At 70.7% G+C, this 25,251-nt stretch carries 21 protein-coding genes; 15 read left to right on the forward strand and 6 right to left on the reverse strand.

Annotated features, from left to right (window positions below; genetic code table 11):
* The first annotated feature begins 8 nt into the window (after window positions 1–8).
* The 3 genes from LOC65_RS15085 (at window position 9) to LOC65_RS15095 (ending at window position 4,078) form a co-directional block, all read left to right on the forward strand.
* Window positions 9–989 (forward strand): NADPH:quinone oxidoreductase family protein, encoded by a 981-nt coding sequence (locus tag LOC65_RS15085; protein WP_230248130.1) that lies wholly within the window; start codon window positions 9–11, stop codon window positions 987–989.
* A gap of 76 nt (window positions 990–1,065) precedes the next feature.
* Window positions 1,066–1,803, forward strand: a complete 738-nt coding sequence (locus LOC65_RS15090) for a response regulator transcription factor (protein ID WP_029718809.1) — start codon at window positions 1,066–1,068, stop codon at window positions 1,801–1,803.
* 37 nt (window positions 1,804–1,840) lie between these two features.
* Window positions 1,841–4,078, forward strand: a complete 2,238-nt coding sequence (locus LOC65_RS15095; protein WP_230248131.1) for a sensor histidine kinase — start codon at window positions 1,841–1,843, stop codon at window positions 4,076–4,078.
* A gap of 3 nt (window positions 4,079–4,081) precedes the next feature.
* Here LOC65_RS15095 and LOC65_RS15100 read toward each other — a convergent pair whose 3' ends face one another.
* Genes LOC65_RS15100 through chlG form a run of 4 tightly spaced genes read right to left on the reverse strand, consistent with a single transcriptional unit; the run spans window position 4,082 to window position 7,739 of the window.
* On the reverse strand, window positions 4,082–4,327 hold the full coding sequence (locus LOC65_RS15100) for a hypothetical protein (protein ID WP_009857136.1): 246 nt from the start codon (window positions 4,325–4,327) through the stop codon (window positions 4,082–4,084).
* Between the two features lie 10 nt (window positions 4,328–4,337).
* Window positions 4,338–5,540 (reverse strand): geranylgeranyl diphosphate reductase, encoded by a 1,203-nt coding sequence (locus LOC65_RS15105; protein WP_009857135.1) that lies wholly within the window; start codon window positions 5,538–5,540, stop codon window positions 4,338–4,340.
* A gap of 1 nt (window position 5,541) precedes the next feature.
* Window positions 5,542–6,858 (reverse strand): BCD family MFS transporter, encoded by a 1,317-nt coding sequence (locus LOC65_RS15110; RefSeq protein WP_009857134.1) that lies wholly within the window; start codon window positions 6,856–6,858, stop codon window positions 5,542–5,544.
* A complete protein-coding gene (gene chlG, locus LOC65_RS15115) occupies window positions 6,855–7,739 on the reverse strand; it encodes a chlorophyll synthase ChlG (protein ID WP_255717948.1) in 885 nt (294 codons plus the stop codon). Before chlG ends, LOC65_RS15110 begins: the two co-directional genes overlap by 4 nt.
* Window positions 7,740–7,817: 78 nt before the next feature.
* On the opposite strand from chlG, the gene LOC65_RS15120 reads away from it, so the two are divergent.
* A complete protein-coding gene (locus LOC65_RS15120; protein WP_009857132.1) occupies window positions 7,818–9,359 on the forward strand; it encodes a phytoene desaturase in 1,542 nt (513 codons plus the stop codon).
* A 34-nt stretch (window positions 9,360–9,393) separates the two neighbouring features.
* Here the strand turns inward: LOC65_RS15120 and ppsR are convergent, their stop codons facing one another.
* Both ppsR and LOC65_RS15130 read right to left on the reverse strand, forming a co-directional pair.
* A complete protein-coding gene (gene ppsR, locus LOC65_RS15125) occupies window positions 9,394–10,812 on the reverse strand; it encodes a transcriptional regulator PpsR (RefSeq protein ID WP_230248133.1) in 1,419 nt (472 codons plus the stop codon).
* A 140-nt stretch (window positions 10,813–10,952) separates the two neighbouring features.
* Window positions 10,953–11,792 carry a B12-binding domain-containing protein gene (locus LOC65_RS15130; protein ID WP_138938828.1) on the reverse strand — a complete coding sequence of 280 codons (840 nt, stop codon included), beginning with the start codon at window positions 11,790–11,792 and terminating at the stop codon, window positions 10,953–10,955.
* Window positions 11,793–12,069: 277 nt separating this feature from the next.
* Here LOC65_RS15130 and bchF point away from each other — a divergent pair, with 277 nt between their 5' ends.
* Genes bchF through acsF form a run of 11 tightly spaced genes read left to right on the forward strand, consistent with a single transcriptional unit; the run spans window position 12,070 to window position 25,244 of the window.
* The gene (gene bchF, locus LOC65_RS15135; RefSeq protein WP_230248134.1) at window positions 12,070–12,534 is read left to right on the forward strand and encodes a 2-vinyl bacteriochlorophyllide hydratase; all 465 of its coding nucleotides are present in this window, start codon (window positions 12,070–12,072) and stop codon (window positions 12,532–12,534) included.
* A complete protein-coding gene (locus LOC65_RS15140; protein WP_009857128.1) occupies window positions 12,531–13,814 on the forward strand; it encodes a ferredoxin:protochlorophyllide reductase (ATP-dependent) subunit N in 1,284 nt (427 codons plus the stop codon). The genes bchF and LOC65_RS15140 overlap by 4 nt, the downstream gene beginning before the upstream one ends.
* Window position 13,815: 1 nt before the next feature.
* Window positions 13,816–15,435, forward strand: coding sequence for a ferredoxin:protochlorophyllide reductase (ATP-dependent) subunit B (gene bchB / locus LOC65_RS15145; RefSeq protein WP_164962075.1), 1,620 nt, complete (start codon window positions 13,816–13,818; stop codon window positions 15,433–15,435).
* The gene (locus tag LOC65_RS15150; protein WP_029718811.1) at window positions 15,407–19,117 is read left to right on the forward strand and encodes a magnesium chelatase subunit H; all 3,711 of its coding nucleotides are present in this window, start codon (window positions 15,407–15,409) and stop codon (window positions 19,115–19,117) included. Before bchB ends, LOC65_RS15150 begins: the two co-directional genes overlap by 29 nt.
* Window positions 19,118–19,160: 43 nt before the next feature.
* Complete coding sequence (gene bchL, locus LOC65_RS15155; protein WP_009857125.1) at window positions 19,161–20,069, forward strand: ferredoxin:protochlorophyllide reductase (ATP-dependent) iron-sulfur ATP-binding protein; 909 nt, start codon at window positions 19,161–19,163, stop codon at window positions 20,067–20,069.
* Window positions 20,070–20,074: 5 nt separating this feature from the next.
* A complete protein-coding gene (bchM, locus tag LOC65_RS15160) occupies window positions 20,075–20,776 on the forward strand; it encodes a magnesium protoporphyrin IX methyltransferase (RefSeq protein WP_009857124.1) in 702 nt (233 codons plus the stop codon).
* Window positions 20,773–22,221 carry a BCD family MFS transporter gene (locus tag LOC65_RS15165; RefSeq protein ID WP_009857123.1) on the forward strand — a complete coding sequence of 483 codons (1,449 nt, stop codon included), beginning with the start codon at window positions 20,773–20,775 and terminating at the stop codon, window positions 22,219–22,221. The genes bchM and LOC65_RS15165 overlap by 4 nt, the downstream gene beginning before the upstream one ends.
* Window positions 22,222–22,246: 25 nt before the next feature.
* Window positions 22,247–23,008 carry a photosynthetic reaction center subunit H gene (gene puhA / locus LOC65_RS15170; protein WP_009857122.1) on the forward strand — a complete coding sequence of 254 codons (762 nt, stop codon included), beginning with the start codon at window positions 22,247–22,249 and terminating at the stop codon, window positions 23,006–23,008.
* Entirely contained in the window at window positions 23,005–23,688 is a 684-nt protein-coding gene (gene puhB, locus LOC65_RS15175; protein WP_230269219.1) for a photosynthetic complex putative assembly protein PuhB, read from the forward strand. The genes puhA and puhB overlap by 4 nt, the downstream gene beginning before the upstream one ends.
* Entirely contained in the window at window positions 23,685–24,149 is a 465-nt protein-coding gene (gene puhC, locus LOC65_RS15180; RefSeq protein ID WP_009857120.1) for a photosynthetic complex assembly protein PuhC, read from the forward strand. Before puhB ends, puhC begins: the two co-directional genes overlap by 4 nt.
* A gap of 18 nt (window positions 24,150–24,167) precedes the next feature.
* Entirely contained in the window at window positions 24,168–25,244 is a 1,077-nt protein-coding gene (acsF, locus tag LOC65_RS15185) for a magnesium-protoporphyrin IX monomethyl ester (oxidative) cyclase (protein ID WP_009857119.1), read from the forward strand.
* Window positions 25,245–25,251 lie beyond the last annotated feature (7 nt).

Below are 25,251 nucleotides of genomic sequence, written 5' to 3' on the forward strand. Positions count from 1 at the left end.
AGACGACGATGAAGGCCTGGCTCTGTGAATCGCTGGACGGCGTGGCCGGCCTGCAATGGCGCGAACTGCCGACACCCGAGCCGGCACCCGGCGAGGTGCGCGTGGCGATCCGCGCCGCGAGCCTGAACTTCCCCGACCTGCTGATCGTCGAGGGCAAGTACCAGGCGCGGCCTGCCCTGCCCTTCGTGCCCGGCGCCGAGTTCGCCGGCGTCGTCGAGGCGCTCGGCGAGGGCGTGACGACGCTGGCCGTCGGCCAGCCGGTGGCCGTGATCGGCACGCATGGCGGCTTCGCCACCCACGCCTGCGTCGACGCCGGCCGGGCGATCGCGCTGCCACCGGGCTTCGCGCTGGAGGACGCGGCGGCCTTCGCCTTCACCTACGGCACCTCGCACCACGCGCTGATCGACCGCGGCGGCCTCGTCGCCGGCGAGACGGTGCTGGTGCTGGGGGCCGCCGGGGGCGTCGGCAGCGCGGCGCTGCAGATCGCCAAGGCGGCCGGGGCGCGGGTCATCGCCGCCGCGTCCAGCGCCGAGAAATGCGCGCTCTGCCGCGAGCTGGGCGCCGACGCGACCATCGACTACTCGGTGGACAAGCTGCGCGACGCGCTGAAGGCGCTGACTGGCGGCCGCGGGCCGGACCTCGTCTACGACCCGGTCGGCGGCGACCTGGCCGAGCCGGCGCTGCGTTCGATCGCCTGGCGCGGGCGCTACCTCGTCGTCGGCTTCGCCGCCGGCACGATCCCGGCGCTGCCGTGGAACCTCGCGCTGCTCAAGGGCGCGTCCATCGTCGGCGTCTTCTGGGGCGAGTTCGTGCGCCGCGAACCGCAGGCCAGCGCCGCGGCGATCGGCCAGCTCGCGCGCTGGTACGCCGAGGGCCGCGTCAAGCCGGTCGTCGGAGCCCGCTTCGCCCTCGAAGACTTGCCCCAGGCTTACGAACGCATGGCCTCGCGCCGCGCCCTGGGCAAGCTGCTGGTCGACTGCGGCAACTGAGGCAGGGGGTGCACCTGTCCGGGCGCGAAGCGAACGCGCTAGGATGACGGCCGAGCGAATAAGGGGGAGGTCGGCTATGGCCGTCAAGGTGCTGATCCTGGAAGACAACCCGGTGGCGCGCAGCTTCCTTTGCCGGGTCGTTCGCGAGAGCTTCAGCGATGCGAACCACATCACCGAGGCCGGCGATCTCGAGTCGGCGCGCCGCCAGATCACGCTGGCCGGCGGCGCCACAGGGCTGCACGGCGTCGATCCGTTCAAGCTCATCCTGATCGACCTGGAACTGCCCGACGGCAACGGCATGGAGTTGCTGGCCGAGCTGGCGCACTACCCGGCGACGAAGATCGTCACGACGCTGTACTCCGACGACGAGCATCTCTTCCCCGCCCTGCAGCACGGCGCCGACGGCTACCTGCTGAAGGAGGACCGCTTCGAGGTCCTGGTCGAGGAGCTGCAGAAGATCGTGCGTGGCCAGCCGCCGCTGTCGCCGGCGATCGCACGCCGCCTGCTGACCCACTTCCGCCAGGGCGCCGGCCCCGACCTGCCGCCGGACAGCGGCTTCGTCAGCACGACCGGCTTCACGACCAGCCGGCCGGTGCCGATGGAGAAGGCGCTGCCCGAGCACGAGCGCCTGACGCCGCGGGAGAGCGAAGTGCTCACCTACCTCAGCAAGGGCTTCACGATCAAGGAGATCGCCAGCCTGATGGGCATCAAGTGGTTCACCGTCAACGACCACATCAAGTCCATCTACAAGAAGCTGAACGTCTCCAGCCGCGCCGAGGCCGCGGTGCTGGCGAGCAAGCAGGGCCTGGTCTGAGCCCGCGGCGGCGCCGCACCGCCGCTGCCCCATCGCCATGACGGAACGTCCCGCCGTCCCCGGCGATTCGAGTTTCGACAACACCCCGCTGGAGCCGGCGCTCGGCCGCGAGCTGCCCGTCCAGCGCCCGGGCTGGCGGCGCCAGCTGCTGGTGCTGCTGGCCGTGGCGGGCGTCCTGGGCATCCTCGCGCTGGCGCGCTGGCTGGCGGCGATCCCGTCGCTGGACATCGTGCTGCTGCCCACCGTCAGCGGCCCGCCGACGGTGCTGTCGACCTCGATCCCGGCGCTCGAGCCGATGGTCGGACGCGCACCGATCGTGCTGCGCAACGCCGACGGCCGGGAGCTGCAGGTCGACGAGATGCTGACCGAGCGCTCGCCGCGCTGGCAGGTCGACGACACCATGCGCGCCCAGCTGATCGCCCGGCAGGAGGCGCTGGCCGCGGTGCTCGAGGGCCGCGAGGTCTTCGTCGAGTTCCGCAACGGCATCGAGGTGCCGGTGCCCGCGCGGCCGCGCGGCTACGGCGGCCTCGGGCTGCTGTTCTGGCCGCTCGCCGGGCTGGCGCTGGCCGTCGCGCTGGTCGGCGCCTTCGTCGTGCTCGCCCGGCCCCAGGGGCGCAACCTGCTGTACCTGACGGTCGTGCTGTGCCAGGCAGCGACGCTGCTGATCATCGCCGTCGGCTCGATGCGGGGGCTGGGACTGCCGGCCGGATTCGCCACCCTGGAGCCCATCGCGCGCATGGCGCTGGACCTGGCGACCGGCGCCGCGGTGCTGCACGCCTTCACGCTGCACCCGCGCCCGCTGCCGCACCGGCTGGTCATCGCGGCGGCCGGCTGGCTGCCGGTGCTGCTGCTGCCGGCGCTGGCGCACGCGGGCGGGCTGCAGCAGGTCTGGTGGTGGACCCAGGGCACGATGCTGGCGCAAGGCGCGGCGGCATTGGCGACGATCAGCTGGTCGTACCGCCTGGAGCCCAATCCGTTCTCGGCGGTGCTGCGGCGGCTGGGCTTCATCGCCGTCGGCGCCTTCGCCCTCGTGACGCTGGGCATGGCTGCCGCCGCCGGCACGCCGGGGCCGCCCGGCACGATCGCCGCGGCCGGCTCGCTGATCTGGACGCTGTTCCTGAGCTCGCTGCTGCTGCTGGTGCCCTTTCTGTCGCGCTCGCGGCTGGCGCTGCGCGAGCTCGCGATGCTGGCGGGCATCGGCACGATCGCGATCTCGCTGGACCTGCTGTTCGTCGCCATCTTCTCGCTCGGCCAGCTGACGTCGCTGACGCTGGCGGTTCTGCTGGCGCTGGGGGCCTACACCGTCTCGCGCCAATGGATCCTGAACCAGACGATCGGCGCCGAGGTGCTGACCACCGAACGCAGCTTCGAGCAGCTCTACCGCGTCGCACGCGAGCTGCAGAAGCAGCCGGCACGCTACTCGACGCTGGTCGCCGAGCTGCTGCGCGACCTGTTCGAGCCGCTGGAGGTGCTGCGCCTGGAACGCGACTCGCCGCGTGCCTCGGTCGTCGGCGGCGGCGCCGCGCTGATCGTGCCGGTGCGCGGCGCCCGCGGCGGCAGCCGGCCGCTGTCGCTGGTGCTGCGTTTCGCGCGCCGCGGCCAGCGCCTGTTCTCGCGCGACGACGCGCGACTGGCCGAGCGTGTCGTCGAACAGCTGCGCCGTGCGGTGGCCTATGACCAGGCCGTCGAACGCGGACGCAACGAGGAACGGCTGCGCATCGCCCAGGACCTGCACGACGACATCGGGGCCCGCCTGCTGACGCTGATGTACCAGTCGCCGACACCGGAGATGGAGGACTACATCCGCCACACGCTGCTGGACCTGAAGACCCTGACGCGCGGCCTGGCCGCAGCCGAGCACCGGCTGTCGCACGCCGCGGCCGAGTGGAAGGCCGACCTGACCCAGCGCCTGACGGCAGCCCAGGTGCAGCTCGGCTGGTCGGTGGAGTACGACCGCGACGTCCGCCTGACCGTCGTGCAGTGGTCGGCGATCACGCGCGTGATCCGCGAGCTGGTGACGAACGCGCTGTACCACGGCCACGCCACGCGCGTGGACGTCCAGGTGATGCTTGCCGGCGCGCGGCTGACGCTGGCCGTCAGCGACGACGGCGACGGCCGCGACCCGCAGTCCTGGGCCCACGGCCTGGGCATGGGCGGCGTGCGCAAGCGCGTGAAGCTGCTGGCCGGCGAGGTGCGCTGGCGCGAGAACACGCCGCGCGGCATCGTCTGCGAGGTCCTCGTGCCCGACTTCCAGGCGCCCGAGGAAGACGCCTGAGCCTCAGCGGCGCCAGCGCCGGCGCAGGTCCAGCAGGTGCGCGACGCCGGCGGCGGCCAGGCCGGTGGCCACCCAGGTCCAGGAGGCACCTGACAGGGCCGCCCTGACCGCCAGCATCAGCGCCAGGCCGGCGCAGAGGTTGGCGACGAACTCGCGCGGCGCCAGGCCGCGCCCAGTGCGCGCGTGCCAGACCCAGAGCGCCAGGCCCTCGAGCAGCGTGACGGCGATGACGATGTCGACGAGCGCCACGCCGCCGTCGTCAGACCCGGGCCAGGCCCAGCAGGTGCGCGATGTCCTTGAAGAAGATGCGCACGTGGGCCATCGGCTTGCGCCGCGTCAGCCGCTTGTTCATGTACGAGTCGAAGGTCAGCTGCTGCACGTCCTTGTCCTTGCAGATGCTGACGAAACGCTCGCGGCGCTTGTCGCTGGAGTACCAGAAGCGCTGCATGACGCCGAGGATCCAGAACACGCGGCCGTGCTCGCGCATGAAGTTGCGGCGCGCGCCGGCCAGCGCCTTGGCGTCGCCGGTGCGCAGCATCTCCAGCACCGCCTCGGCGGCGAAGCGGCCGCCGGCCAGCGCGTAGTAGATGCCCTCGCCCGAGGCCGGCGCGACGACGCCCGAGGCGTCGCCGGCGAGCACGACGTCGCGGCCGTTGTCCCAGCAGCGCAGCGGCTTCAGCGGGATCGGCGCGCCTTCGCGGCGGATCGTCCTGCAGTTGGCCAGGCCGGCGTCCTCGCGCAGCTTGGCGGTCGCGTTGCGCAGCGAGAACCCCTTGTCGGCGCTGCCGGTGCCCACGCTCATCGTCTTGCCGTGCGGGAACACCCAGCCGTAGAAGTCCGGCGAGATCGTGCCGCGGTAGTAGACGTCGCAGCGGTTGGGGTCGTAGTCGGGGTGGCCGGGCTCGGGCGCCTCGATGATCTCGTGGTAGGCGAAGACGTACTCGATCTCGTTGGCGCAGGCGATCTGCTGGCGCGCGACCTCCGAGCGGGCGCCGTCGGCACCGATGATCGCGCGGGCGCGCACCGCGGCCTCCTGGCCTTCGCCGCGCTCGCCCTTGTCGTGCGGGCGGTAGCGCACGATGGCGCAGCCGTCGGTGTCGCGGTCGATGCGCTCGAAGGTGCCGGTGCGGCGCTCGGCGCCGCACTGGCGCGCACGCTCGCGCAGCCACTCGTCGAAGTGCTCGCGGTCGACGAGGCCGACGTAGCCGTTCTCGATGTGGATGTCCACCTTGACGTCGCTCGGCGAGATCATCCGGGCGCACAAGGCCTTGGCGACGATCAGCTCGTCGGGAATGCCGAAGTCGCGGATCGCGCGCGGCGGAATCGCCCCGCCGCAGGGCTTGATGCGGCCGGCACGGTCCAGCAGCAGCACGCTGCGGCCCTGCCGCGCGATCTCCGTGGCCGCCGTGGCGCCAGCCGGACCGCCGCCGACGACGACGACATCGAAGGTCTCCAGTTGCATCTCACTCCACCTTTGCCACCGCGGGTTCAGCATAAAGGCGCGGCGTCGCGGTGGCGCGAGGCCGGGCATCGATCTTGGCCGCCAGGAAGGCGGACACGACAAACAGCAGCGCTTCGGCAGCGAAGACGCTGGAATAGGCGACCGAGGGCTCGCCCAGCAGCCAGTGCGCGAGGTCGCTCGCGCCGGTGCCGATCACGCCGCCCAGGCCGAAGGCGACGGCCTGCGCCGCACCCCACAGCCCCATGCGCACGCCCTCGCGGCGTTCCTTGCCCTCGCCGGCCAGGCGCATCATCGAGCCGACCGCGGCGATCGAGAACGCGCCGTTGGCCACGCCGAGCAGGAACACCGTGGCCTTGAACGGCCAGCCCGGGCCGACGATGCCGGCACCGGCCAGCGACAGCAGGCACAGCGCCGAGGCGAGGCAGCCGCCGATCGACCAGGTGCGCAGCGTGCCCAGGCGCTGGCCGGCCAGCGCCACCAGGATCATCCCGGCGAGCACGCCGCCGTGCTGCATGCCCGACAGCGAGGTCGACTCGCCCGGCGTGAAGCCGAAGACGGTGCCGGCGAAGGGCTCGAGGATCAGGTCCTGCGCGCTGAACGCCAGCATCGACACGAAGATGAAGATCGTGAAGCGGCGGGCATCGGTCTCGGCCCAGACCTCGGCCAGCGCCTGGCGGAAGTCGGGCTTGGCCTCGGCCTCGGCCGGCGCCGGCCGGCCCTCGCCCTCGACGCGCCACAGCGCGAGCGTGGCGACGACGAACGCGGCGACGGCCACCCCGGTGACGACGACCATCAGCCGCGCCGGCGAGTACGGGTCGAGCAGCTTGCCGGCCACGCCGGCGGTCACCGCCAGGCCGAGGATCATCATCATCCAGACGATGGTCGCGGCCGGCGCGCGGCGATGCTCGGGCACCCGCTGCGCCAGCAGCACCAGCAGCGAGGTGCCGGCCGCGCCGACGCCCAGGCCGATGACGACGAAGGACACGAAGGCCGCAGCGATGCCGGGCACGCGCGCCACCGGGATCAGCGCCACCGAGGCTGCGGCGCCGATGCCGCCGGCGGCCAGCACCGCCAGGCCGCCGACGATCCACGGCGTGCGCCGGCCGCCGACGTCGGAGCCGAAGCCCATGCGCGGACGCATCATCTGCACCATGTAGTGCACCGCCACCAGCAGCCCCGGCAGCAGCGCCGGCAGCGCCAGCTCGACGACCATGATGCGGTTCAGCGTCGAGGTCGTCAGCACCACCATCGCGCCGATGCAGGCCTGCACCAGACCCAGGCGGAAGACGGTGAACCAGCCGAAGTGCGCGGCGCTCACACCAGGCCCCCGGTCGCACGCAGCGCGAAGGCGCTGACCATCATGCCGCTGACGAACAGCGGCACGCCGAAGCCGCTGTAGAACAGCGCGCGCTTGACCGGATCCTTCAGGAACCACGCCATCAGCACGCCCTGCGCGACCAGCAGCGCGCCGATCGCCGCGGCGTGCCAGACGGCCCCCCACTGCACCAGCATGCCGATGACGACGACCTGCGGCACCGCCATCACGATGCAGGCGGTGCGCGCCGCGCCGTCGACGCCCAGGCGCACCGGCAGCGAGCCGACGCCCATCTTCTTGTCGCCCTCGATGGCCTTGAAGTCGTTGAGCGTCATGATCCCGTGCGCGCCGATGCTGTAGAGCAGCGCCAGCGCCAGCGAGTGCGAAGCCGGCATCGCGCCGCCGGCCATCACCGCCGCGCCCGTCACCCAGGCCAGGCCTTCGTAGGAGATGCCGCAGGCGGCGTTGCCCCACCAGCCGTTCTGCTTGAGGCGCACCGGCGGCGCGCTGTAGGCCCAGGCCAGGATCAGCCCCAGCACCGCGGCCCCGAAGCCCCAGGGCCCGAGCTGCGTGGCGACCAGCAGCGACAGCGCCGTCCAGCCGATCGCGATGTACAACCCCCAGCGGCCGGGGATGCGGCCCGAGGGGATCGGACGGTTGGGTTCGTTGATCGCGTCGACGTGACGGTCGAACCAGTCGTTGACGGCCTGGCTGGTCGCGCAGACCAGCGGCCCGGCGAGCAGCACGCCGAGGAAGACGAGAAACCAGTTCGCCGTGATCGACTGTCCCGATGCGACGACGCCGCACGAGAAGGCCCACATCGGAGGGAACCAGGTGATCGGTTTGAGCAACTCCGCTACAGCGGACAACGCGGGCCTTGCCATGGGGCTGAATCTTGCGCTTGACAAAACAGAGCGTCAATTATCGTTGACACAATCCCTGCCTTAGGACAAGCTCTGCGAATGCTGATGAAGTCGGATGCCGCAGCCACGGGCGCGGCCGGAAAGCAGGATCCCCAGGCGCCGGTGGCGCTGGTCGTGGGCAGCGGGTTCGGCGGCATGGCCGCCGCGGTGCGTCTGGCCGCCAAAGGCTACCGCGTCACGGTTCTCGAGAAGCTCGACGCCCCCGGCGGCCGGGCCTACGTGCACCGCCGCGAAGGCCACGTCTTCGACGCCGGGCCCACCATCGTCACCGTGCCCTATCTCTTCGACGAGCTGTGGGCGCTGGCCGGGCGCAAGTTCAGCGACGACATCGAGCTGAAGTCGCTGGACCCGTTCTACCGCATCCGTTTCGACGACGGCGACCATTTCGACTACAGCGGCGACCCGGCGCGCATGCGGGCCGAGGTGCGGCGCATCAGCCCGTCGGACGCCGAGGGCTTCGAACGCTTCATGCGCGAGGCCGACCAGTGTTACGAGCTGGGCTTCCGCTCGCTGGGCGACAAGGCCTTCGACACCGTCGGCGACCTGATCAAGGCCGCGCCGCTGATCATCAAGCTGCGTGGCTGGCGCAGCCTGCACCAGATGGTGTCCAGCCACCTGAAGCACCCCAAGCTGCGCGTCGCGATGAGCCTGCAGTCGCTGCTCATCGGCGGCAACCCGTTCTCGGTGACCAGCATGTACGCGCTGGTCAACGCGCTCGAGCGCCAGTGGGGCGTGCACTGGGCGATGGGCGGCACCGGCGAGCTGATCCGCGGCCTGGTCAATGTCTTCGAGGGCATGGGCGGCACGGTGCGGCTGAAGGCCGAGGTCAAGCGCATCGAGATCGACAACGGCGTCGCCACCGGCGTCACGCTGGCCGACGGCGAGCGCATCCCGGCGGACATCGTGGTCTGCAACGGCGACACCGGCTACCTGTACAAGAACCTCGTCGACGCACGCTGGCGCAAGCACTGGACCGACAACCGCATCGAACGCGGCCACTACTCGATGGGCCTGTTCGTCTGGTACTTCGGCACCGACCGCCGCTACGACGACGTGCCGCACCACATGATGGTGCTGGGCCCGCGCTACCGCGAGCTGCTGGACGACATCTTCCGCAAGAAGAAGCTGGCCGGCGACTTCAGCATCTACCTGCACCGCCCGACGGCCACCGATCCGTCGATGGGCCCCGAGGGTTGCGACACCTTCTACGCGCTGTCGCCGGTGCCGCACCTGGACAGCGGCACCGACTGGACGACGCAGGCCGAGCCCTATCGCCAGGCGATCCAGGAGGCGCTGGAGCGCACCGTGCTGCCGGGGCTGGGGCAGCACCTGCGCGTCTCGTTCTGCACCACGCCGCTGGACTTCCAGCACCGGCTGCTGTCGTACAAGGGCGCCGGCTTCGGCCTGGAGCCGCTGCTGCTGCAGAGCGCCTACTTCCGCCCGCACAACCGCAGCGAGGACGTGAAGAACCTGTTCATGGTCGGCGCCAGCACCCACCCGGGCGCCGGCGTGCCGGGCGTCATCATGTCGGCCAAGGCGCTGGAGTCGGTGCTGCCCGACCCGGCGACATTCCGCCGCTGAAGCGCAGGACGACGGCCGGCGGCTGCCGGCCGTTCTACTTCTCGGCTTCGGCCGTGGTGCTGCTGCCCAGGTCACCCAGGCCGTAGCGGCGCAGCTTCACGTACAGACTCTGACGCGACAGGCCGAGCATCTCGGCCGCCGACGCGCGGTTGTCGCGCGTGAGCTCGAGCGCGGCCTCGATGCACAGCTGCTCGATCAGGTCGGTCGTCTCGCCGACGATGTCCTTCAGCGGCACGCGGCCGACGAGCTCGGTCAGCTGACCGACCGAACGCGGCAGCTCGCGCGTGGTGCGCGCGTCGTGGCCCGCCAGACGGCGGCCGACGTCGCGGATCGTGAAGCCGAGGAAGGGCCTGTCACCCTGCCCGACCATCGTCGCCGAGATCTCGACGTCGGTGACGGCACCATATTCGCCGCGCAGCGTCGTCGCGAACAGCCTCACCTGGCCGCGCTGGCGCAGGTTGGAGATCATCACGCTCAGGTCGACGCCGGTGCGGCCCAGCCAGCGGTCCAGCGTCTCGCCGCGCACCTGCTCCTCGGTCGTCAGCTGGGCCAGCTCGACGAACGCCGGGTTGGCCGAGATCACGCGGCCTTCGAGGTCGGTGACGACCAGGCAGTCGGGCGCGCTCTGCACGAGCTTGAGCAGCATCGACCCGGTCGACGGCGCCATCTCGGCGACCACCTGCGACTGCACACGCGACAGGCGCACCAGGAAGTGCGAGACCAGGTCCTGGCGATAGGTCGACACCGCGACACTGACCTCGCCGCGGCCGTCGACCAGCTCCGCCCGGCCTTCGTCGGCGCGACCGGTGGCGCGCACGCCGGCCAGCAGCAGATTCAACTGCTCGGCCGTGCGGGGATCGACACCGGTCGGGAAGGTCAGCCCGACGAGGCTTGCGGCGCCGCCGTCGGCCAGCAACCGGGCCGCGGCCGGGTTGGCCTCGAGAATCTTCTGCGTTGTCGCGTCGACGACCAGCACCGCTTCCGACGCCACCTGGAAGAGATGGCGATAGCGCGTCTCGGCGTGGCGGAACTTCCAGTAGTCGCGCTCCATCGCCTGCTGCGCCTCGACCAGACGCTGCTGCAGCGCCGCCACGGCACGCAGGTCGCGGCCGAACGCGAGGATCGAACCCGGCCGGTCGCCGTCGACGCCGTTCAGCCGCACGGCGACGAACAGCAGCGGGATCTCGCGGTCACCGGGGAGGACGAAATTCAGATGGCGCCAGCGGATCGCGCCGACCGCGTCGGGCGCGGCCTCGCGCAGCAGCGCCTCGACCTTGTCACGGCTCTCGGGCGTGACGATGTCGATCCAGCGCTTGCCGATCCACTCGGCGCCGGCCTCGCGGGCGAAGTCCTCGCCACCACAGGCGAGGTCGCACACGACACCCTGGGCATCGATGACCAGCGTAATGTCGTTCGCAACCGACAGCAGCGACCCGGCCGTCGCGGCGGTCACGCCGCCGAACGTCTTCTCCGGTGCTCCAAACGGTCTCATTCGGAGACCCGCCTTTCAGCTCATAAAAACTGCGTTGATCGAAACAGCAGCACTTGGTTCATGCAGCAGCTTCCCGAAATCAGGTTCGTGGCGTCGCCCGCTCATGGCCGCACCGCTTTCGCGGCCACCAGGCGCGCTGCCAGTGCCGGGGCCTCGCGCGCGTCATGCGCGGTGCCATCGGCGCCGAGTTCGACAGCACGCTCAGGGTGCAGCGCAAAGACCGGGCCGCCGACGATGACCGCCAACCCGCGGTTGCGGGACGCACGGCGCATCGTCGTGATGCCGTCGCGCAGCCAATCCAGCCGCGCCTCGACGCCGACGGACACGCCGACGACATCGAACCACTCCCGGCGCACCCGGCGCACGGGGTCGACACTGCGGCTGTCGAGTTCGCAGACCACCTCCCAGCCGGACTGGCGGAAGAACTCGGCGACCATCGACAGGCCGAAAGTGTGTTGTTCCCCCGGGGCCGGCAGCAGCAGCGCACGGCGGCCCTCGGCGGGCAGATGCAGATCGTGGCCGAGCGAGGGACTCAGCCCGCGCATGATGCGGTGCAGGCGGCCCAGCGCGACGGTGACGTCGCTGAACATCACCAGGTCCTGCTCCCACATCTCGCCGAGCCGCCGGGCAGCCGGCGCCAACAGATCAAGATAGAGGGTCTCGACGGGGACGCCGCGCTCGCGCAGATCGGCGATCATCTCGAGCCAGCCCGCATCCCCCGGAGCGAGCGCGAACTCGATGAAGCGCGACAGGTCGTCGTCGGCCACGCGGGCCGACGGGTCGACGCGCCCGCCACGCCCCAGCAACGGCACCACCTCGCCTTCGAGGGGGCGGCCGGCACGCGCCGGCGGCAGCACGAGACGACCATCGGGAGACAACACCTGGACACCGTCGACAGCCGATGCCGGATCGACCCTCGCGGCGCAGGCGGCCGGGCTCACGGCCGCTCTCCGCGTCGCGAAAGGCATTGCCGGGAGCGCGGGGCCCGCGACACGGACGCACCTGCCGCCGCGCGCGTGAAACGCGTCTGCGGACCGGCTTTTCCGGCGTCCATCATGCGAGCGACTCCCCTGGCGCGGGCGAACTGAACCCGCATGAGTCAAGAGTAGTGTCAGGTTCGCATGACGTCAACCCCTGTTGACATCAGGGGTGTCCCCGTCTAGATTCTGCGTCATGGGTCAAAGGACCAAACTCGACCGCGGACCCACGGCGCCGCGCGTGCCTCCGCTGTACACGCCCGAAGAGCGCATTCGGCGCGACCGCTCGCCCTGGACGATCGTCCAGGCCGTGCTCGCGCCGCTGCAGTTCTTCGTCTTCCTCGTCAGCCTCGTGCTCGTCGTGCGCTACCTGATCACAGGTCAAGGGCATGACGCGGCGACGATCTCGATCGTCGTCAAGACGCTGCTGCTCTACACCATCATGGTCACGGGCGCGATCTGGGAGAAGGACGTCTTCGGCGTCTACCTCCTCCACCCTTCCTTCTATTGGGAAGACGTGTTCAGCATGCTGGTGCTGGCGCTGCACACGGCCTACCTCGTGGCGCTGGCCACCGGCTGGCTTGATGCGCGTCAACAAATGTGGCTGGCACTCGCAGCGTACGCGACCTACGTCATTAACGCCGGGCAGTTCCTCCTTAAGCTCCGGGCCGCGCGATTGAGCGCCCAGTCGGAAGCCTACGCATGAATGCCGTCATCGACATCGCCCCTGCCCCGATGCAGCAGGGCTGTGGCGACGCCCCTGTCCTGCGCGAACGCGGGCAGCGCGAGGTGTTCTGCGGTCTCGCGGGCATCGTCTGGCTGCACCGCAAGATCCAGGACGCCTTCTTCCTCGTCGTCGGGTCGCGCACCTGCGCCCACCTGCTGCAGTCGGCCGCCGGCGTGATGATCTTCGCCGAGCCGCGTTTCGCCACCGCGATCATCGACGACCGCGACCTCGCCGGCCTGGCCGACGCCAACGCCGAGCTCGACCGCGTCGTCACGCGCCTGCTCGAGCGCCGGCCGGACATCAAGATGCTGTTCCTGGTGGGCTCGTGCCCGTCGGAAGTCATCAAGCTCGACCTGTCGCGCGCCGCCGAGCGCCTGTCGCGCAGCTTCTCGCCGCGCGTGCGCATCCTGTCCTACACCGGCAGCGGCATCGACACCACCTTCACGCAGGGCGAAGACACCTGCCTGGCGGCGCTGGTGCCCGAACTGCCGGCCAGCGACGAGCGCGCACTGATGGTCGTCGGCGCGGTCGCCGACATCGTCGAGGACCAGTTCCGCCGCGTCTTCGACGGCCTGGGCGTGGGCCCGGTCCACTTCTTCCCCGCCCACCGTGCCGGCGAGATGCCGCCGGTCGGCCCGGGCACGCGCTTCGTGCTGGCCCAGCCCTTCCTGGCCGACACCGCACGCGCGCTGGAACTGCGCGGCGCCAAGCGACTGCCGGCGCCGTTCCCGTTCGGCGCCGAAGGCACGACGCTGTGGCTGCAGGCCATCGCCCGCGAGTTCCAGGTCGAGGCGACGAAGTTCGTCTCGGTCGTCGGCCCGCGCCGCGAACGCGCCGCCCGCGCGCTGGCCCGCCACCGCGTCCTGCTCGAGGGGCGCAAGGTCTTCTTCTTCCCCGACTCGCAGCTCGAGGTGCCGCTGGCCCGCTTCCTCGCGCGAGAGATGGGCATGGTGCCGGTCGAAGTCGGCACGCCCTACCTGCACCGCCAGCTGGTCGCGCCCGAACTGGCGCTGCTGCCGGCGGGTACCCAGCTTTCCGAGGGCCAGGATCTCGAGCGTCAGCTCGACCGGTGCCGCGCCGCCCGCCCCGACATCGTCGTCTGCGGCCTGGGCCTCGCGAATCCGCTGGAAAGCGAGGGGCTCACGACCAAGTGGTCGATCGAGCTCGTGTTCACGCCGGTGCACGGCTTCGACCAGGCAGCCGACCTGGCCGAGCTGTTCACCCGCCCGCTCGCCCGGCGGATGAAACTGGTCGCCTGACATGCAGTTGACGCTCTGGACCTACGAAGGCCCGCCGCACGTCGGCGCGATGCGGGTCGCCACCGCGATGGACGACGTGCACTACGTGCTGCACGCGCCGCAAGGCGACACCTACGCCGACCTGCTGTTCACGATGATCGAACGGCTGCCGCGCCGCCCGCCGGTCACGTACACGACCTTCCAGGCGCGTGACCTGGGCAGCGACACCGCCGAACTCTTCAAGACCGCCTGCGCCCAGGCGGTCGAGCGCTTTCGCCCGAACGCGCTGCTGGTCGGTGCCTCGTGCACGGCCGAGCTGATCCAGGACGATCCGGGCGGCCTCGCCCGTGCGCTGGCGCTGCCGATCCCCGTCGTCCCGCTGGAGCTGCCGTCGTACCAGCGCAAGGAGAACTGGGGCGCGTCCGAGACCTTCTACCAGGTCGTGCGCACGCTGGCCGGCCCGAACGCCCCCGCGCCCGGCACACCGCGGCCCGCACGCGAGCCCGGTGCCAAGCCGAGCTGCAACATCCTCGGCCCGACCGCGCTGGGCTTCCGCCACCGCGACGACGTGCGCGAGATCACCGGCCTGCTGAACGAGCTCGGCATCGAGGTCCGCACCGTCGCGCCGCTGGGCGCCTCGGCCGACGACATCGCCCGCCTGGGCGAGGCCGACTTCAACGTCGTGCTCTACCCCGAGACGGGCGGACAGGCGGCGAGCTGGCTGCAGCGCTTCTTCGGCCAGCCGTTCACGAAGACGATCCCGATCGGCGTCGGCGCGACCAAGGACTTCATCGCCGAGGTGCTCGGCCTGGCCGGCCTGCCGGCCGACACGCCGCTGCCCGACGCGCTGTCGCGCTCGCCCTGGTACTCGCGTTCGGTCGACTCGACCTACCTCACCGGCAAGCGCGTGTTCATCTTCGGCGACGCCACGCACGTCGTCGCTGCGGCGCGCGTGGCGCACCAGGAGATGGGCTTCACCGTCGTCGGCCTGGGCACCTACAGCCGCGAGTTCGCCCGCGACGTGCGCGAGGCGGCCAAGCTCTACGGCGTCGAGGCGCTGATCACCGACGACTATCTGGAAGTCGAGGCCAAGGTGGCCGAGCTGCACCCCGAGCTGGTGCTGGGCACCCAGATGGAGCGCCACATCGCCAAGCGCCTGGGCGTGCCCTGCGCGGTGATCTCGTCGCCGGTGCACGTGCAGGACTTCCCCGCGCGCTACTCGCCGCAGATGGGCTTCGAAGGCGCCAACGTTCTGTTCGACAGCTGGGTCCACCCGCTGATGATGGGCCTCGAGGAACACCTGCTGACGATGTTCCGCGGCGACTTCGAGTTCCACGACGGCGCCGCGGCCTCGCACCTCGGGCGTGCCGCCGTGCCGGCGCCGGCCGCCGCGCCCGCCGCCGCCGAAGCCCCCGAGCCAGCCCCCGACATCCCCGCTGCGGCCGTCACGGCCGCGCCCGCCGCCTCCGCTCCGATCGCCGTCGCCCAATGGGCACCCGACGCGCAGAAGGAACTGCAGAAGATCCCGTTCTTCGTGCGCGGCAAGGCCCGTCGCAACACCGAGCGATTCGCCGCCGAACGCGGCCTCGCGACCATCACCGTGGAAACGCTGTATGACGCCAAGGCGCACTTCGGGCGTTGACGCGACGCCCATCCGGGTCGTCATCGTCACGATGGACACCCACCTGGCGAGCGCTGCGGAGCGCGCGCGGGTCAACCTCCGCCGCGTGCTGCCCGGCCTGGAACTGACGCTGCACGCCGCGTCGGAGTGGGCCAACGAGCCCGAAGGGCTGCAGCGCTGCATCGCCGACATCCGCCAGGCCGACATCGTCATCGTGACGATGCTGTTCCTGGAAGACCACTTCCTGCCGCTGATGCCGGTGCTGCAGGAGCGGCGCCTGCAGTGCGACGCGATGGTCTGCGCCATGTCGGCCGCCGAGGTCGTCAAGCTGACGCGCCTGGGCGGCTTCGACATGGACAAGCCGGCCTCGGGGCCGCTGGCGCTGTTGAAGCGCCTGCGCGGCAACAAGGACAAGGCCGCCACCGGCGGCGCCGCGCAGATGAAGATGCTGCGCCGCGTGCCGCAGCTGCTGCGCTTCATCCCGGGCACCGCCCAGGACGTGCGCGCCTATTTCCTGTCGCTGCAGTACTGGCTGGGCGGCTCCGAAGAGAACATCTTCAACATGGTGCGTTTCCTCGTCGACCGCTACGCGGCCGGCGAGCGCGCCGCGCTGCGCGGCCGCGGCAAGCCCGCGGCGCCGGTCGAGTACCCCGACATCGGCGTCTACCACCCGCGCATGAAGGGCCGCATCGGCGAGGACGCCGCGGCGCTGCCGACGGTCGTCAAGGACGGCGAATGCCAGGGCCGCGTCGGCCTGCTGCTGCTGCGCTCGTACCTGCTGGCCGGCAACGCGGCGCACTACGACGGCGTCATCGCGGCGCTCGAGGTCCAGGGCCTGCAGGTCGTGCCGGCCTTCGCCTCGGGTCTGGACTCGCGTCCGGCGATCGAACGCTTCTTCATGAAGGACGGCAAGCCGACGGTCGACGCCGTCGTCTCGCTGTCGGGCTTCTCGCTGGTCGGCGGCCCGGCCTACAACGACGCGCGCGCCGCCGAGGAGATCCTCGCCCAGCTCGACGTGCCCTACATCGCCGCGCACCCGGTCGAGTTCCAGACGCTCGGCGAATGGGGCGGCTCCGACCGCGGCCTGCTGCCGGTGGAAAGCACCATCATGGTCGCGATCCCCGAGCTCGACGGCGCGACCAGCCCGACGATCTTCGGCGGCCGCTGCGGCGCCGCCGGCACCACCTGCGCCGGCTGCGAGAAGGGCTGCCAGTTCACCAGCAGCGACAACTCGCAGGACATGCGCAGCTGCTCGGAACGCACCGCGATGCTGGCGGCCCGCGTGGCGCGCCTCGTGTCGCTGCGCCGCGCCCGCCGCGCCGAGCGCAAGGTCGCGATCGTCATCTTCAACTTCCCGCCCAACGCCGGGAACATCGGCACCGCCGCCTACCTGTCGGTCTTCGAGAGCCTGTACGAGACGCTCAAGGGCATGAAGGCCCAGGGCTACGCCGTCGAGGTGCCGGACAGCGTCGACGCGCTGCGCGACGCGGTGCTCAAGGGCAACGCGCAGACCTACGGCGCCGACGCCAACGTGCACGCCTTCATCCCGGTGGACGACCACGTCCGTCGCGAGCGTTACCTGAAGGAGATCGAGGCGCAGTGGGGCCCGGCGCCCGGCCGCCAGTTGACCGACGGCCGCTCGATCTTCGTGCTCGGCGCCCAGTTCGGCAACGCGCTGGTCGCGATCCAGCCGAGCATGGGCTACGAAGGCGACCCGATGCGCCTGCTGTTCGAGCGCGGCTTCGCGCCGACGCACGCGTTCTCGGCCTTCTACCGCTGGCTGCGCGACGACTTCAAGGCCGATGCGGTGCTGCACTTCGGCACCCATGGCGCGCTGGAGTTCATGCCCGGCAAGCAGACCGGCATGTCCGGCATGTGCTGGCCCGACCGCCTGATCTCGGACCTGCCGAACTTCTACCTCTACGCGTCGAACAACCCGTCCGAAGGCGCGATCGCCAAGCGCCGTGCCGCCGCGACGCTGATCAGCTACCTGACGCCGCCGGTGGCCCAGGCCGGCCTGTACCGCGGCCTGCTCGAGCTGAAGGCCTCGCTGGAGCGCTGGCGCGGGCTCGATCCCGACGCCGCCGAACGCGCCGAGTACGCCTCGGTGATCCAGGCCCAGGCCGCCGAACTCGAACTCACCGCCGCCGAACCGGCCTGGACGCCGGAACAGGCCGAGACCGAGGTCCAGCGCCTGACCTCGGCAGTGCTCGAGCTCGAGTACACGCTGATCCCCCACGGCCTGCACGTCGTCGGCAAGCCGCTGACCGAAGGCCAGCGTGTGGACATGCTGATGTCGATGGCCGGCGACACGCCGCCGGAGCGTTCGGTGGTCGAGGCCATCGTCGCCGGCAAGGCCGTCAGCGGCCACGACGACCTGGTGCGCGCCAACAAGCTGCTGGCGCTGGACACCGAGGTGCCGGGCATCCTGCGCGCGCTCGACGGCCGCTTCGTGCCGCCGGCGCCGGGTGGCGACCTGCTGCGCACGCCGGAGGTGCTGCCGACCGGGCGCAACCTGCACGGCTTCGACCCGTTCCGCATCCCCAGCGCCTTCGCCGTCAAGGACGGCACGCGCCTGGCGCAGCTGCTGCTGGACCGCCACGTCGCCGACGGCAACGCGCTGCCGGAATCGGTCGCGCTGGTGCTGTGGGGCACCGACAACCTGAAGACCGAAGGCGGCCCGATCGGCCAGGCCCTGGCGCTGATGGGCGCGACGCCGCGCTTCGACAGCTACGGCCGCCTCGCCGGCGCGACGCTGATCCCGCTGGAGCAGCTCGGCCGTCCGCGTGTCGACGTCGTCATCACGCTGTCGGGCATCTTCCGCGACCTGCTGCCGCTGCAGATCAAGCTGCTGGCCGAAGCCGCCTACCTGGCCGCCACCGCCGACGAGCCGGTCGAGCAGAACTTCGTGCGCAAGCACGCCCTGGCCTACATGCAGCAGCACGGCTGCGACATGGAGACCGCGGCGCTGCGTGTCTTCGGCAACGCCGACGGCACCTACGGCTCCAACGTCAACAACCTGGTCGAGAACGGCCGCTGGGACGACGAAGACGAGCTCGCCGAGACCTACAGCCGCCGCAAGGGCTTCGCCTACGGCCGCGCCGGCAAGCCGATGCAGAAGGCCGAGCTGCTGCAAAGCGTGCTCGCCGACGTCGACCTCGCCTACCAGAACCTCGACTCGGTCGAGCTGGGCGTGACGACGATCGACACCTACTTCGACACGCTGGGCGGCATCAGCCGCGCGGTGCGCCGCGCCAAGGGCGGCACCGCGACGCCGGTCTACATCGGCGACCAGACCAAGGGCGACGGCACCGTGCGCACGCTGTCCGAGCAGGTCGCGCTGGAGACCCGCACGCGCATGCTCAACCCGAAGTGGTACGAAGGCATGCTGGAGCACGGCTACGAAGGCGTGCGCCAGATCGAGGTCCACGTGACCAACACGATGGGCTGGTCGGCGACGACCGGTCAGGTGCAGCCCTGGGTCTACCAGCAGCTCACCGAGACCTTCATGCTCGACCCCGAGATGCGCGAACGCCTCGCGCGTCTGAACCCGGCCGCCTCGGCGAAGGTGGCCAATCGCCTGATCGAAGCGTCCGAGCGCCAGTACTGGAGCCCGGACCCCGAAGTGCTCGAAGCCCTGCGCCGTGCCGGCGAAGAGCTGGAAGACCGCCTCGAAGGTGTATACGAAGGAACTCCAGCATGACGATGACCCGGGGGCAGTACGCCCGGATGACGGAGACGCAGGCATGAGCACGGCCACGATCTCCCCCAGCCAGATCGGCCGCGGCGGACGCCCGGACGGCGAAGGCAGCGTTCAGGTGCAGATGGAAACCGGCGCCAAGATCGGCAACGCCAAGGTGTTCGCGATCTACGGCAAGGGCGGCATCGGCAAGAGCACGACGTCGAGCAACCTGTCGGTGGCCTTCAGCAAGCTCGGCAAGCGCGTGCTGCAGATCGGCTGCGACCCGAAGCACGACTCCACGTTCACGCTGACCAAGCGCATGGTGCCCACCGTCATCGACGTGCTCGAGACGGTGAACTTCCACCCCGAGGAGTTGCGTGTCGAGGACTTCGTCTTCGAGGGCACCAACGGCGTGATGTGCGTCGAGGCCGGCGGCCCGCCGGCGGGCACCGGCTGCGGCGGCTACGTCGTCGGCCAGACCGTCAAGCTGCTCAAGGAGCACCACCTGCTCGAGGAGACCGACGTCGTCGTCTTCGACGTGCTCGGCGACGTGGTCTGCGGCGGTTTCGCCGCCCCGCTGCAGCACGCCGACCGCGCGCTGATCGTCACCGCCAACGACTTCGACTCGATCTTCGCCGCCAACCGCATCGTCCAGGCGATCGGTGCCAAGGCCAAGAACTACAACGTGCGCCTGGGCGGCATCATCGCCAACCGCTCCGACGCCACCGACCAGATCGACAAGTTCAACGAGCGCATCGGCATGCGCTCGCTGGCGCGCATCCCGGCGCTGGACGTCATCCGCAAGAGCCGGCTGAAGAAGGCCACGCTGTTCGAGATGGAGGAAAGCCCCGAGGTGCTGGCGGTTCAGGCCGAGTACCTGCAGCTCGCCCAGCGTCTGTGGGACGGCGTCGACCCGCTGTACTGCGAGCCGCTGAAGGACCGCGAGATCTTCGACCTGCTGGGCTACGACTGATCGCCATGGACAACACCAGCTATCAGAACCGCCGCGGCGAGGTCGAGCACTACTTCGACCGCACCGCCGCCCAGACCTGGGCGCGGCTGACGTCCGACGCCCCGGTCAGCGGCGTGCGCGCCACCGTGCGCGCCGGCCGCGACCGCATGCGCACGACGCTGCTGTCGTGGCTGCCGCAGGACCTGCGCGGCCGGCGTGTGCTCGACGCCGGCTGCGGCACCGGCGCGGCCTCGATCGAACTCGCGCGCCGCGGCGCCGAGGTCGTCGCGATCGACCTGTCGCCGACGCTGGTCGGCTACGCCCGCGAGCGCCTGCCCGAGTCGCTGGGTCCGGGCTCGATCGACTTCCGCAGCGGCGACATGCTCGATGCGGCGCTGGGCCGCTTCGACCACGTCATCGCGATGGACTCGGTGATCCACTACGACGCGCCGGACGCCGTCGCGGCGCTGTCGCGGCTCGCCGAGCGCACCTCGACCTCGATGGTCTTCACCTTCGCGCCGCGCACCGCGCTGCTGTCGCTGATGTGGACCGTCGGCAAGCTGTTCCCTCGCGGTGACCGCTCGCCGGCCATCGTGCCGGTCGCGCCCGACCAGCTGCGTGCGCTGATGGCCGCGCACCCCGGGCTGAAGGACTGGCAGTGGGGCCGCAGCGAACGCGTCGCCAGCGGCTTCTACACCTCCCAGGCCACGGAGTGGAAACGCTCGTGAAGGCGACCCCGGCCCTGCCCGACCCGCTGCGCGAATGGCTGCAGCGTGTCGTGCCGCGCCTGATGCCTTTTGCCGACGCGGCCAGCCCCGGCCTGCCGCTGTCGCGCCTGCTGCGCCTGGCGCTGTTCCAGGTGTCGGTCGGCCTGGCCACCGCGCTGCTCGTCGGCACGCTCAATCGCGTGATGATCGTCGAGCTGGGCGTGCACGCCTGGATCGTCTCGATGATGGTCGCGCTGCCGATGCTGGCGGCGCCGTTCCGCGCCTTCGTCGGTTTCCGCTCGGACATCCACGCCTCGGTCATCGGCTGGCGCCGCGTGCCCTACATCTGGCTGGGCACGCTGATGCAGTTCGGTGGCCTGGCGATCATGCCGTTCGCGCTGCTGGTGCTGACCGGCCAGGGCCACCTCGGCATGGGCTGGGTCGGCCAGATCTTCGCCGCCGTCGCCTTCCTGCTCGTCGGCGCCGGCCTGCAGACCACGCAGACCACCGGGCTGGCCCTGGCCACCGACCTGGCCAGCGAGGAGTCCCGCCCGCGTGTCGTCGCGCTGATGTACGTGATGCTGCTGGTCGGCCTGGTCGGCGGCGGCATGACCTGCTCGGCCCTGCTGTCGGACTTCTCCGAGCAGCGCCTGGTCGAGGTCGTCCAGGGCGCCGCCGTGCTGACCGTCGCGCTGAACCTGATCGCCGTCTGGAAGCAGGAGGCGCGCGACCCGAACCGCCGCCGCAGCAAGGACCAGCCCGCGCCGGAATTCCGCACCATGTGGCGCGGCTTCATCGAGCAGCCGCAGGCCCGGCGCTTCCTCTGGATGGTCGGCCTGGGCACCGCGGCGTTCAACATGCAGGACATCGTGCTCGAGCCCTACGGCGGCGAGATCCTGAAGCTGAGCGTCGCCGCCACGAGCACGCTGACGGCCCTGCTGGCCGGCGGTGCGCTGGTCGCGTTCGCGCTCGCCGCACGCATGCTGGCGCGCGGCTGGGATCCGCTGCGCGTCGCGGCGCTGGGGGCGGTCTGCGGGCTGCCGGCGTTCGCGCTGGTGGTCTTCGCCGCGCCGATGGATTCACCGGCGATGTTCCGCATCGGCACGGTGATGATCGGTTTCGGAGGCGGTCTGTTCTCGGTCGGCACGCTGACGGCGGCGATGGGAATGGAGCGCAAGGAGCACGTCGGTCTGGCCCTCGGCGCCTGGGGCGCCGTTCAGGCCACGGCTGCCGGCGGTGCGGTTGCAGCCGGCGGCGCGATGCGCGACCTCGTGTCGAGCATGGCGACGCAAGGCCTGCTGGGCCAGGTGCTGGTCAGCCCCGTGACCGGCTACAGCTTCGTGTATCACCTCGAGATGATCCTGCTGTTCGCGGCCCTGGTCGCGATCGGCCCGCTGGTGCGCCGCTCGGGGCGGCGGCAGCAGCCTGACCAAAACCAATTCGGACTGGCCGATTTCCCCGGCTAGCGAGATTCGCGAGAAGGAGAACCCCATGGAATCCGGTGCCATCACATCCTATGTCGACGTTGCGCAGCTCGTGCTGTACGCCTTCTGGGCGTTCTTCGCGGGCCTTTGCTATTACCTGATCCGCGAGAACCATCGCGAGGGCTACCCCGAGATGGACAGCGGCACGGGCCGCGGTGTCATCACCGGCTGGCCGGTCCCCGAGCCCAAGACGTTCAAGCTGGCCGACGGCCACGAGCACGTCGTGCCGAAGGCCGAGCCGTCGCAGGACAACCTCGCCGCCGAACCGGCCCACGGCTGGATCGGTGCCCCGCTGGTCCCGACCGGCAACCCGCTGCTGGCCGGCGTCGGCCCGGGTGCCTGGGCCGAGCGTGCCGACCGTCCCGACACGGACGCCGACGGCAACGCCCGCATCCTGCCGCTGCGCCTCGTCGAAGGTTTCGACGTCGCCAAGCAGGACAGCGACCCGCGCGGCAAGCCGGTCTTCGGCGCCGACGGCGTGCAGGCCGGCACGGTGACCGACCTGTGGGTCGACACGCCGGAAAACCTGTTCCGCTACATCGAGGTCGAGCTGAACGACGGGGCCCGCAAGGTGCTGCTGCCGATCAACTTCGCGATCCTCAAGCGTGACGCGGTCAAGGTCACGGCGCTGCTGGCCGGCCAGTTCGCCGACGTCCCGGCGACCAAGCATCCCGAGCAGGTCACGATGCTCGAGGAAGAGAAGATCTGCGCCTACTACGGCGCCGGCACGCTGTACGCCGAGCCGTCGCGGCAGGAGCCCCTGCTGTGACACACGGCCACCGGCACACCACCGGGCACGAGCACGAATACGAGCCCGTGCACGGACTGCCGGAGGTCCTCCCTGCCGAGGAGCGCATCCTCTGGCAGGGCAGTCCTGACTGGCGCGCCCTCGCACGGCGCGCCTTTCACGTGCCTGCGCTGGTGCTGTACTTCGCCGCCGTCCTGGCGGCCCGTGCCGGTTACGTGCTGAGCCAGGGCGGCAGCGCCGGCGACGCACTGCGCGCGCTCGTGCTGCTGCTGCCTCTGGTCGTCTTCGCGCTCGTGCTGATCACCGGGCTCGCCTGGCTGACGGCGCGCGGCGCCGTCTACACCATCACCGACCGACGCGTGGTCATGCGCATCGGCATCGTGCTGACGGTGACCTTCAACATTCCGTTCAAGCGCATCGCGGCCGCCGGCCTGCGCCGTCATCGCGACGGCAGCGGCGACATCCCGATCACGCTGCTCGGAACGGATCGCATCGCGTATCTGCACCTCTGGCCGCACGCCCGCCCGTGGCGCTACGCCAAGCCGGAGCCGATGCTGCGCTGCGTTCCCGATGCCGAGGCGGTGGCCCGGCAGCTGTCGGAGGCCTGGTCGCGGGCCAACGAGCTGCCCGCCGTGCCTGCCGCGGCGGCCGACGGCAAGCCTGCCGCCGGCAATCTCGCGGGCCAGGGTGCCGCTGCATGAGCGACACCACGTCCCGTTCCAACGACCTGCCCCGCACGCCGCTGATCGCCATCGGCGTGCTGCTCGTGGCCGTCATCGTCGGCGTTGCCGCGGTGCGCCTGAGCGGGCAGTCGATCCGCGCGCCCGACGGCGATGCCGTCGCGACGCGTGCCCTCCGGTTCGAGGATCGACCCGACGGCAGCATCGCCGTCATCGATGCGCGCGACGGCGCGCTGCTCGAATCGGTCCAGGGCGAGGCCGGGTTCCTCCGTGGGGCCCTGCGTGCACTCGCCCGCGAACGCATGAAGCGGGGCCTCGGCCCCGAGCAGGCGTTCGAACTCGTCGCCCGGAACGATGGCCGACTGACGCTGATGGACCCGGCAACGGGTGAGCGCATCGACCTGGAGTCCTTCGGCCCGACCAACGCCGGCGTGTTCGCGCGCCTGCTGAACGTCGAACCCCAGCCGGCTTCGGCCCGCTGAAACACCACGGAGACCCTCATGCTCGCGACCCCGACGATCGAATCACCTGAAGAGGCCGCCCGCCGGGCCAAGGAGAGCACGCTCCTGAGCCCGCGCTTCTACACCACGGACTACGCCGCGATGAACGCGATCGACGTCTCGTCGATCCGCGCGGAATGGGACGCGATGCTGGCCGAGTACGAGGGCGACAACAACCACGACCACTTCCAGCGCACGCCCGAGTTCGCGCAGGAGGTGGCCGAGCGTTTCTCCCAGGTGTCTCCGGAACTGCGCCAGGAGTTCCTGGACTTCCTGATCTCGTCGGTGACCTCCGAGTTTTCGGGCTGCGTGCTCTACAACGAGATCCAGAAGAACGTCGAGAACCCGGACGTCAAGGCGCTGATGCGCTTCATGGCGCGCGACGAGTCGCGCCACGCGGGCTTCATCAACCAGGCGCTGCGCGATTTCGGCCTGGGCATCGACCTGGGCGGCCTGAAGCGCACCAAGGCGTACACGTACTTCAAGCCGAAGTACATCTTCTACGCGACCTACCTGTCCGAGAAGATCGGCTACGCGCGCTACATCACGATCTACCGCCAGCTCGAACGCCACCCCGACAAGCGCTTCCACCCGATCTTTCGCTGGTTCGAACGCTGGTGCAACGACGAATTCCGCCACGGCGAATCGTTCGCGCTGATCCTGCGTGCCAACCCGCACCTGGTCTCGGGCGCCAACCTGCTGTGGGTGCGTTTCTTCCTGCTCGCCGTCTACACGACGATGTACGTGCGCGACCACATGCGGCCGCTGCTTCACGAGGCGATGGGGCTGGAGTCGACCGACTACGACTACCGCGTGTTCGAGATCACCAACGAGATCTCCAAGCAGGTCTTCCCGATCTCGCTGGACATCGACCATCCGGCCTTCCGTGCCGGCATGGAGCGCCTGGTGCGCGTGAAGACGGCGTTCGACGCCGCGAAGAAGCGGGGCGGCCTCGTCGGCCGCCTGCAGCAGGGTGTCTGGGCCGTGGCGGGTGCCGCGACCTTCGCCCGCATGTACCTGATCCCGGTGCGCCGTCACGCGCTGCCGGCGCAGGTGCGCATGGCACCGGCATGGTGAAAGCGAG

Source organism: Rubrivivax sp. JA1055, assembly GCF_020966565.1.
Lineage (GTDB): Bacteria > Pseudomonadota > Gammaproteobacteria > Burkholderiales > Burkholderiaceae_C > Rubrivivax > Rubrivivax benzoatilyticus.

Bases quoted from the DNA above. Each gene is read 5' to 3' on its own strand.
- LOC65_RS15085 (WP_230248130.1), top strand. From the start codon at position 9: ATGAAGGCCTGGCTCTGTGAATCGCTGGACGGCGTGGCCGGCCTGCAA.
- LOC65_RS15090 (WP_029718809.1), top strand. From the start codon at position 1,066: ATGGCCGTCAAGGTGCTGATCCTGGAAGACAACCCGGTGGCGCGCAGC.
- LOC65_RS15095 (WP_230248131.1), top strand. From the start codon at position 1,841: ATGACGGAACGTCCCGCCGTCCCCGGCGATTCGAGTTTCGACAACACC.
- LOC65_RS15105 (WP_009857135.1), bottom strand. From the start codon at position 5,540: ATGCAACTGGAGACCTTCGATGTCGTCGTCGTCGGCGGCGGTCCGGCT.
- chlG (WP_255717948.1), bottom strand. From the start codon at position 7,739: ATGGCAAGGCCCGCGTTGTCCGCTGTAGCGGAGTTGCTCAAACCGATC.
- LOC65_RS15120 (WP_009857132.1), top strand. From the start codon at position 7,818: ATGCTGATGAAGTCGGATGCCGCAGCCACGGGCGCGGCCGGAAAGCAG.
- LOC65_RS15140 (WP_009857128.1), top strand. From the start codon at position 12,531: ATGAATGCCGTCATCGACATCGCCCCTGCCCCGATGCAGCAGGGCTGT.
- bchB (WP_164962075.1), top strand. From the start codon at position 13,816: ATGCAGTTGACGCTCTGGACCTACGAAGGCCCGCCGCACGTCGGCGCG.
- LOC65_RS15150 (WP_029718811.1), top strand. From the start codon at position 15,407: ATGACGCCAAGGCGCACTTCGGGCGTTGACGCGACGCCCATCCGGGTC.
- bchL (WP_009857125.1), top strand. From the start codon at position 19,161: ATGAGCACGGCCACGATCTCCCCCAGCCAGATCGGCCGCGGCGGACGC.
- bchM (WP_009857124.1), top strand. From the start codon at position 20,075: ATGGACAACACCAGCTATCAGAACCGCCGCGGCGAGGTCGAGCACTAC.
- puhA (WP_009857122.1), top strand. From the start codon at position 22,247: ATGGAATCCGGTGCCATCACATCCTATGTCGACGTTGCGCAGCTCGTG.
- puhC (WP_009857120.1), top strand. From the start codon at position 23,685: ATGAGCGACACCACGTCCCGTTCCAACGACCTGCCCCGCACGCCGCTG.
- acsF (WP_009857119.1), top strand. From the start codon at position 24,168: ATGCTCGCGACCCCGACGATCGAATCACCTGAAGAGGCCGCCCGCCGG.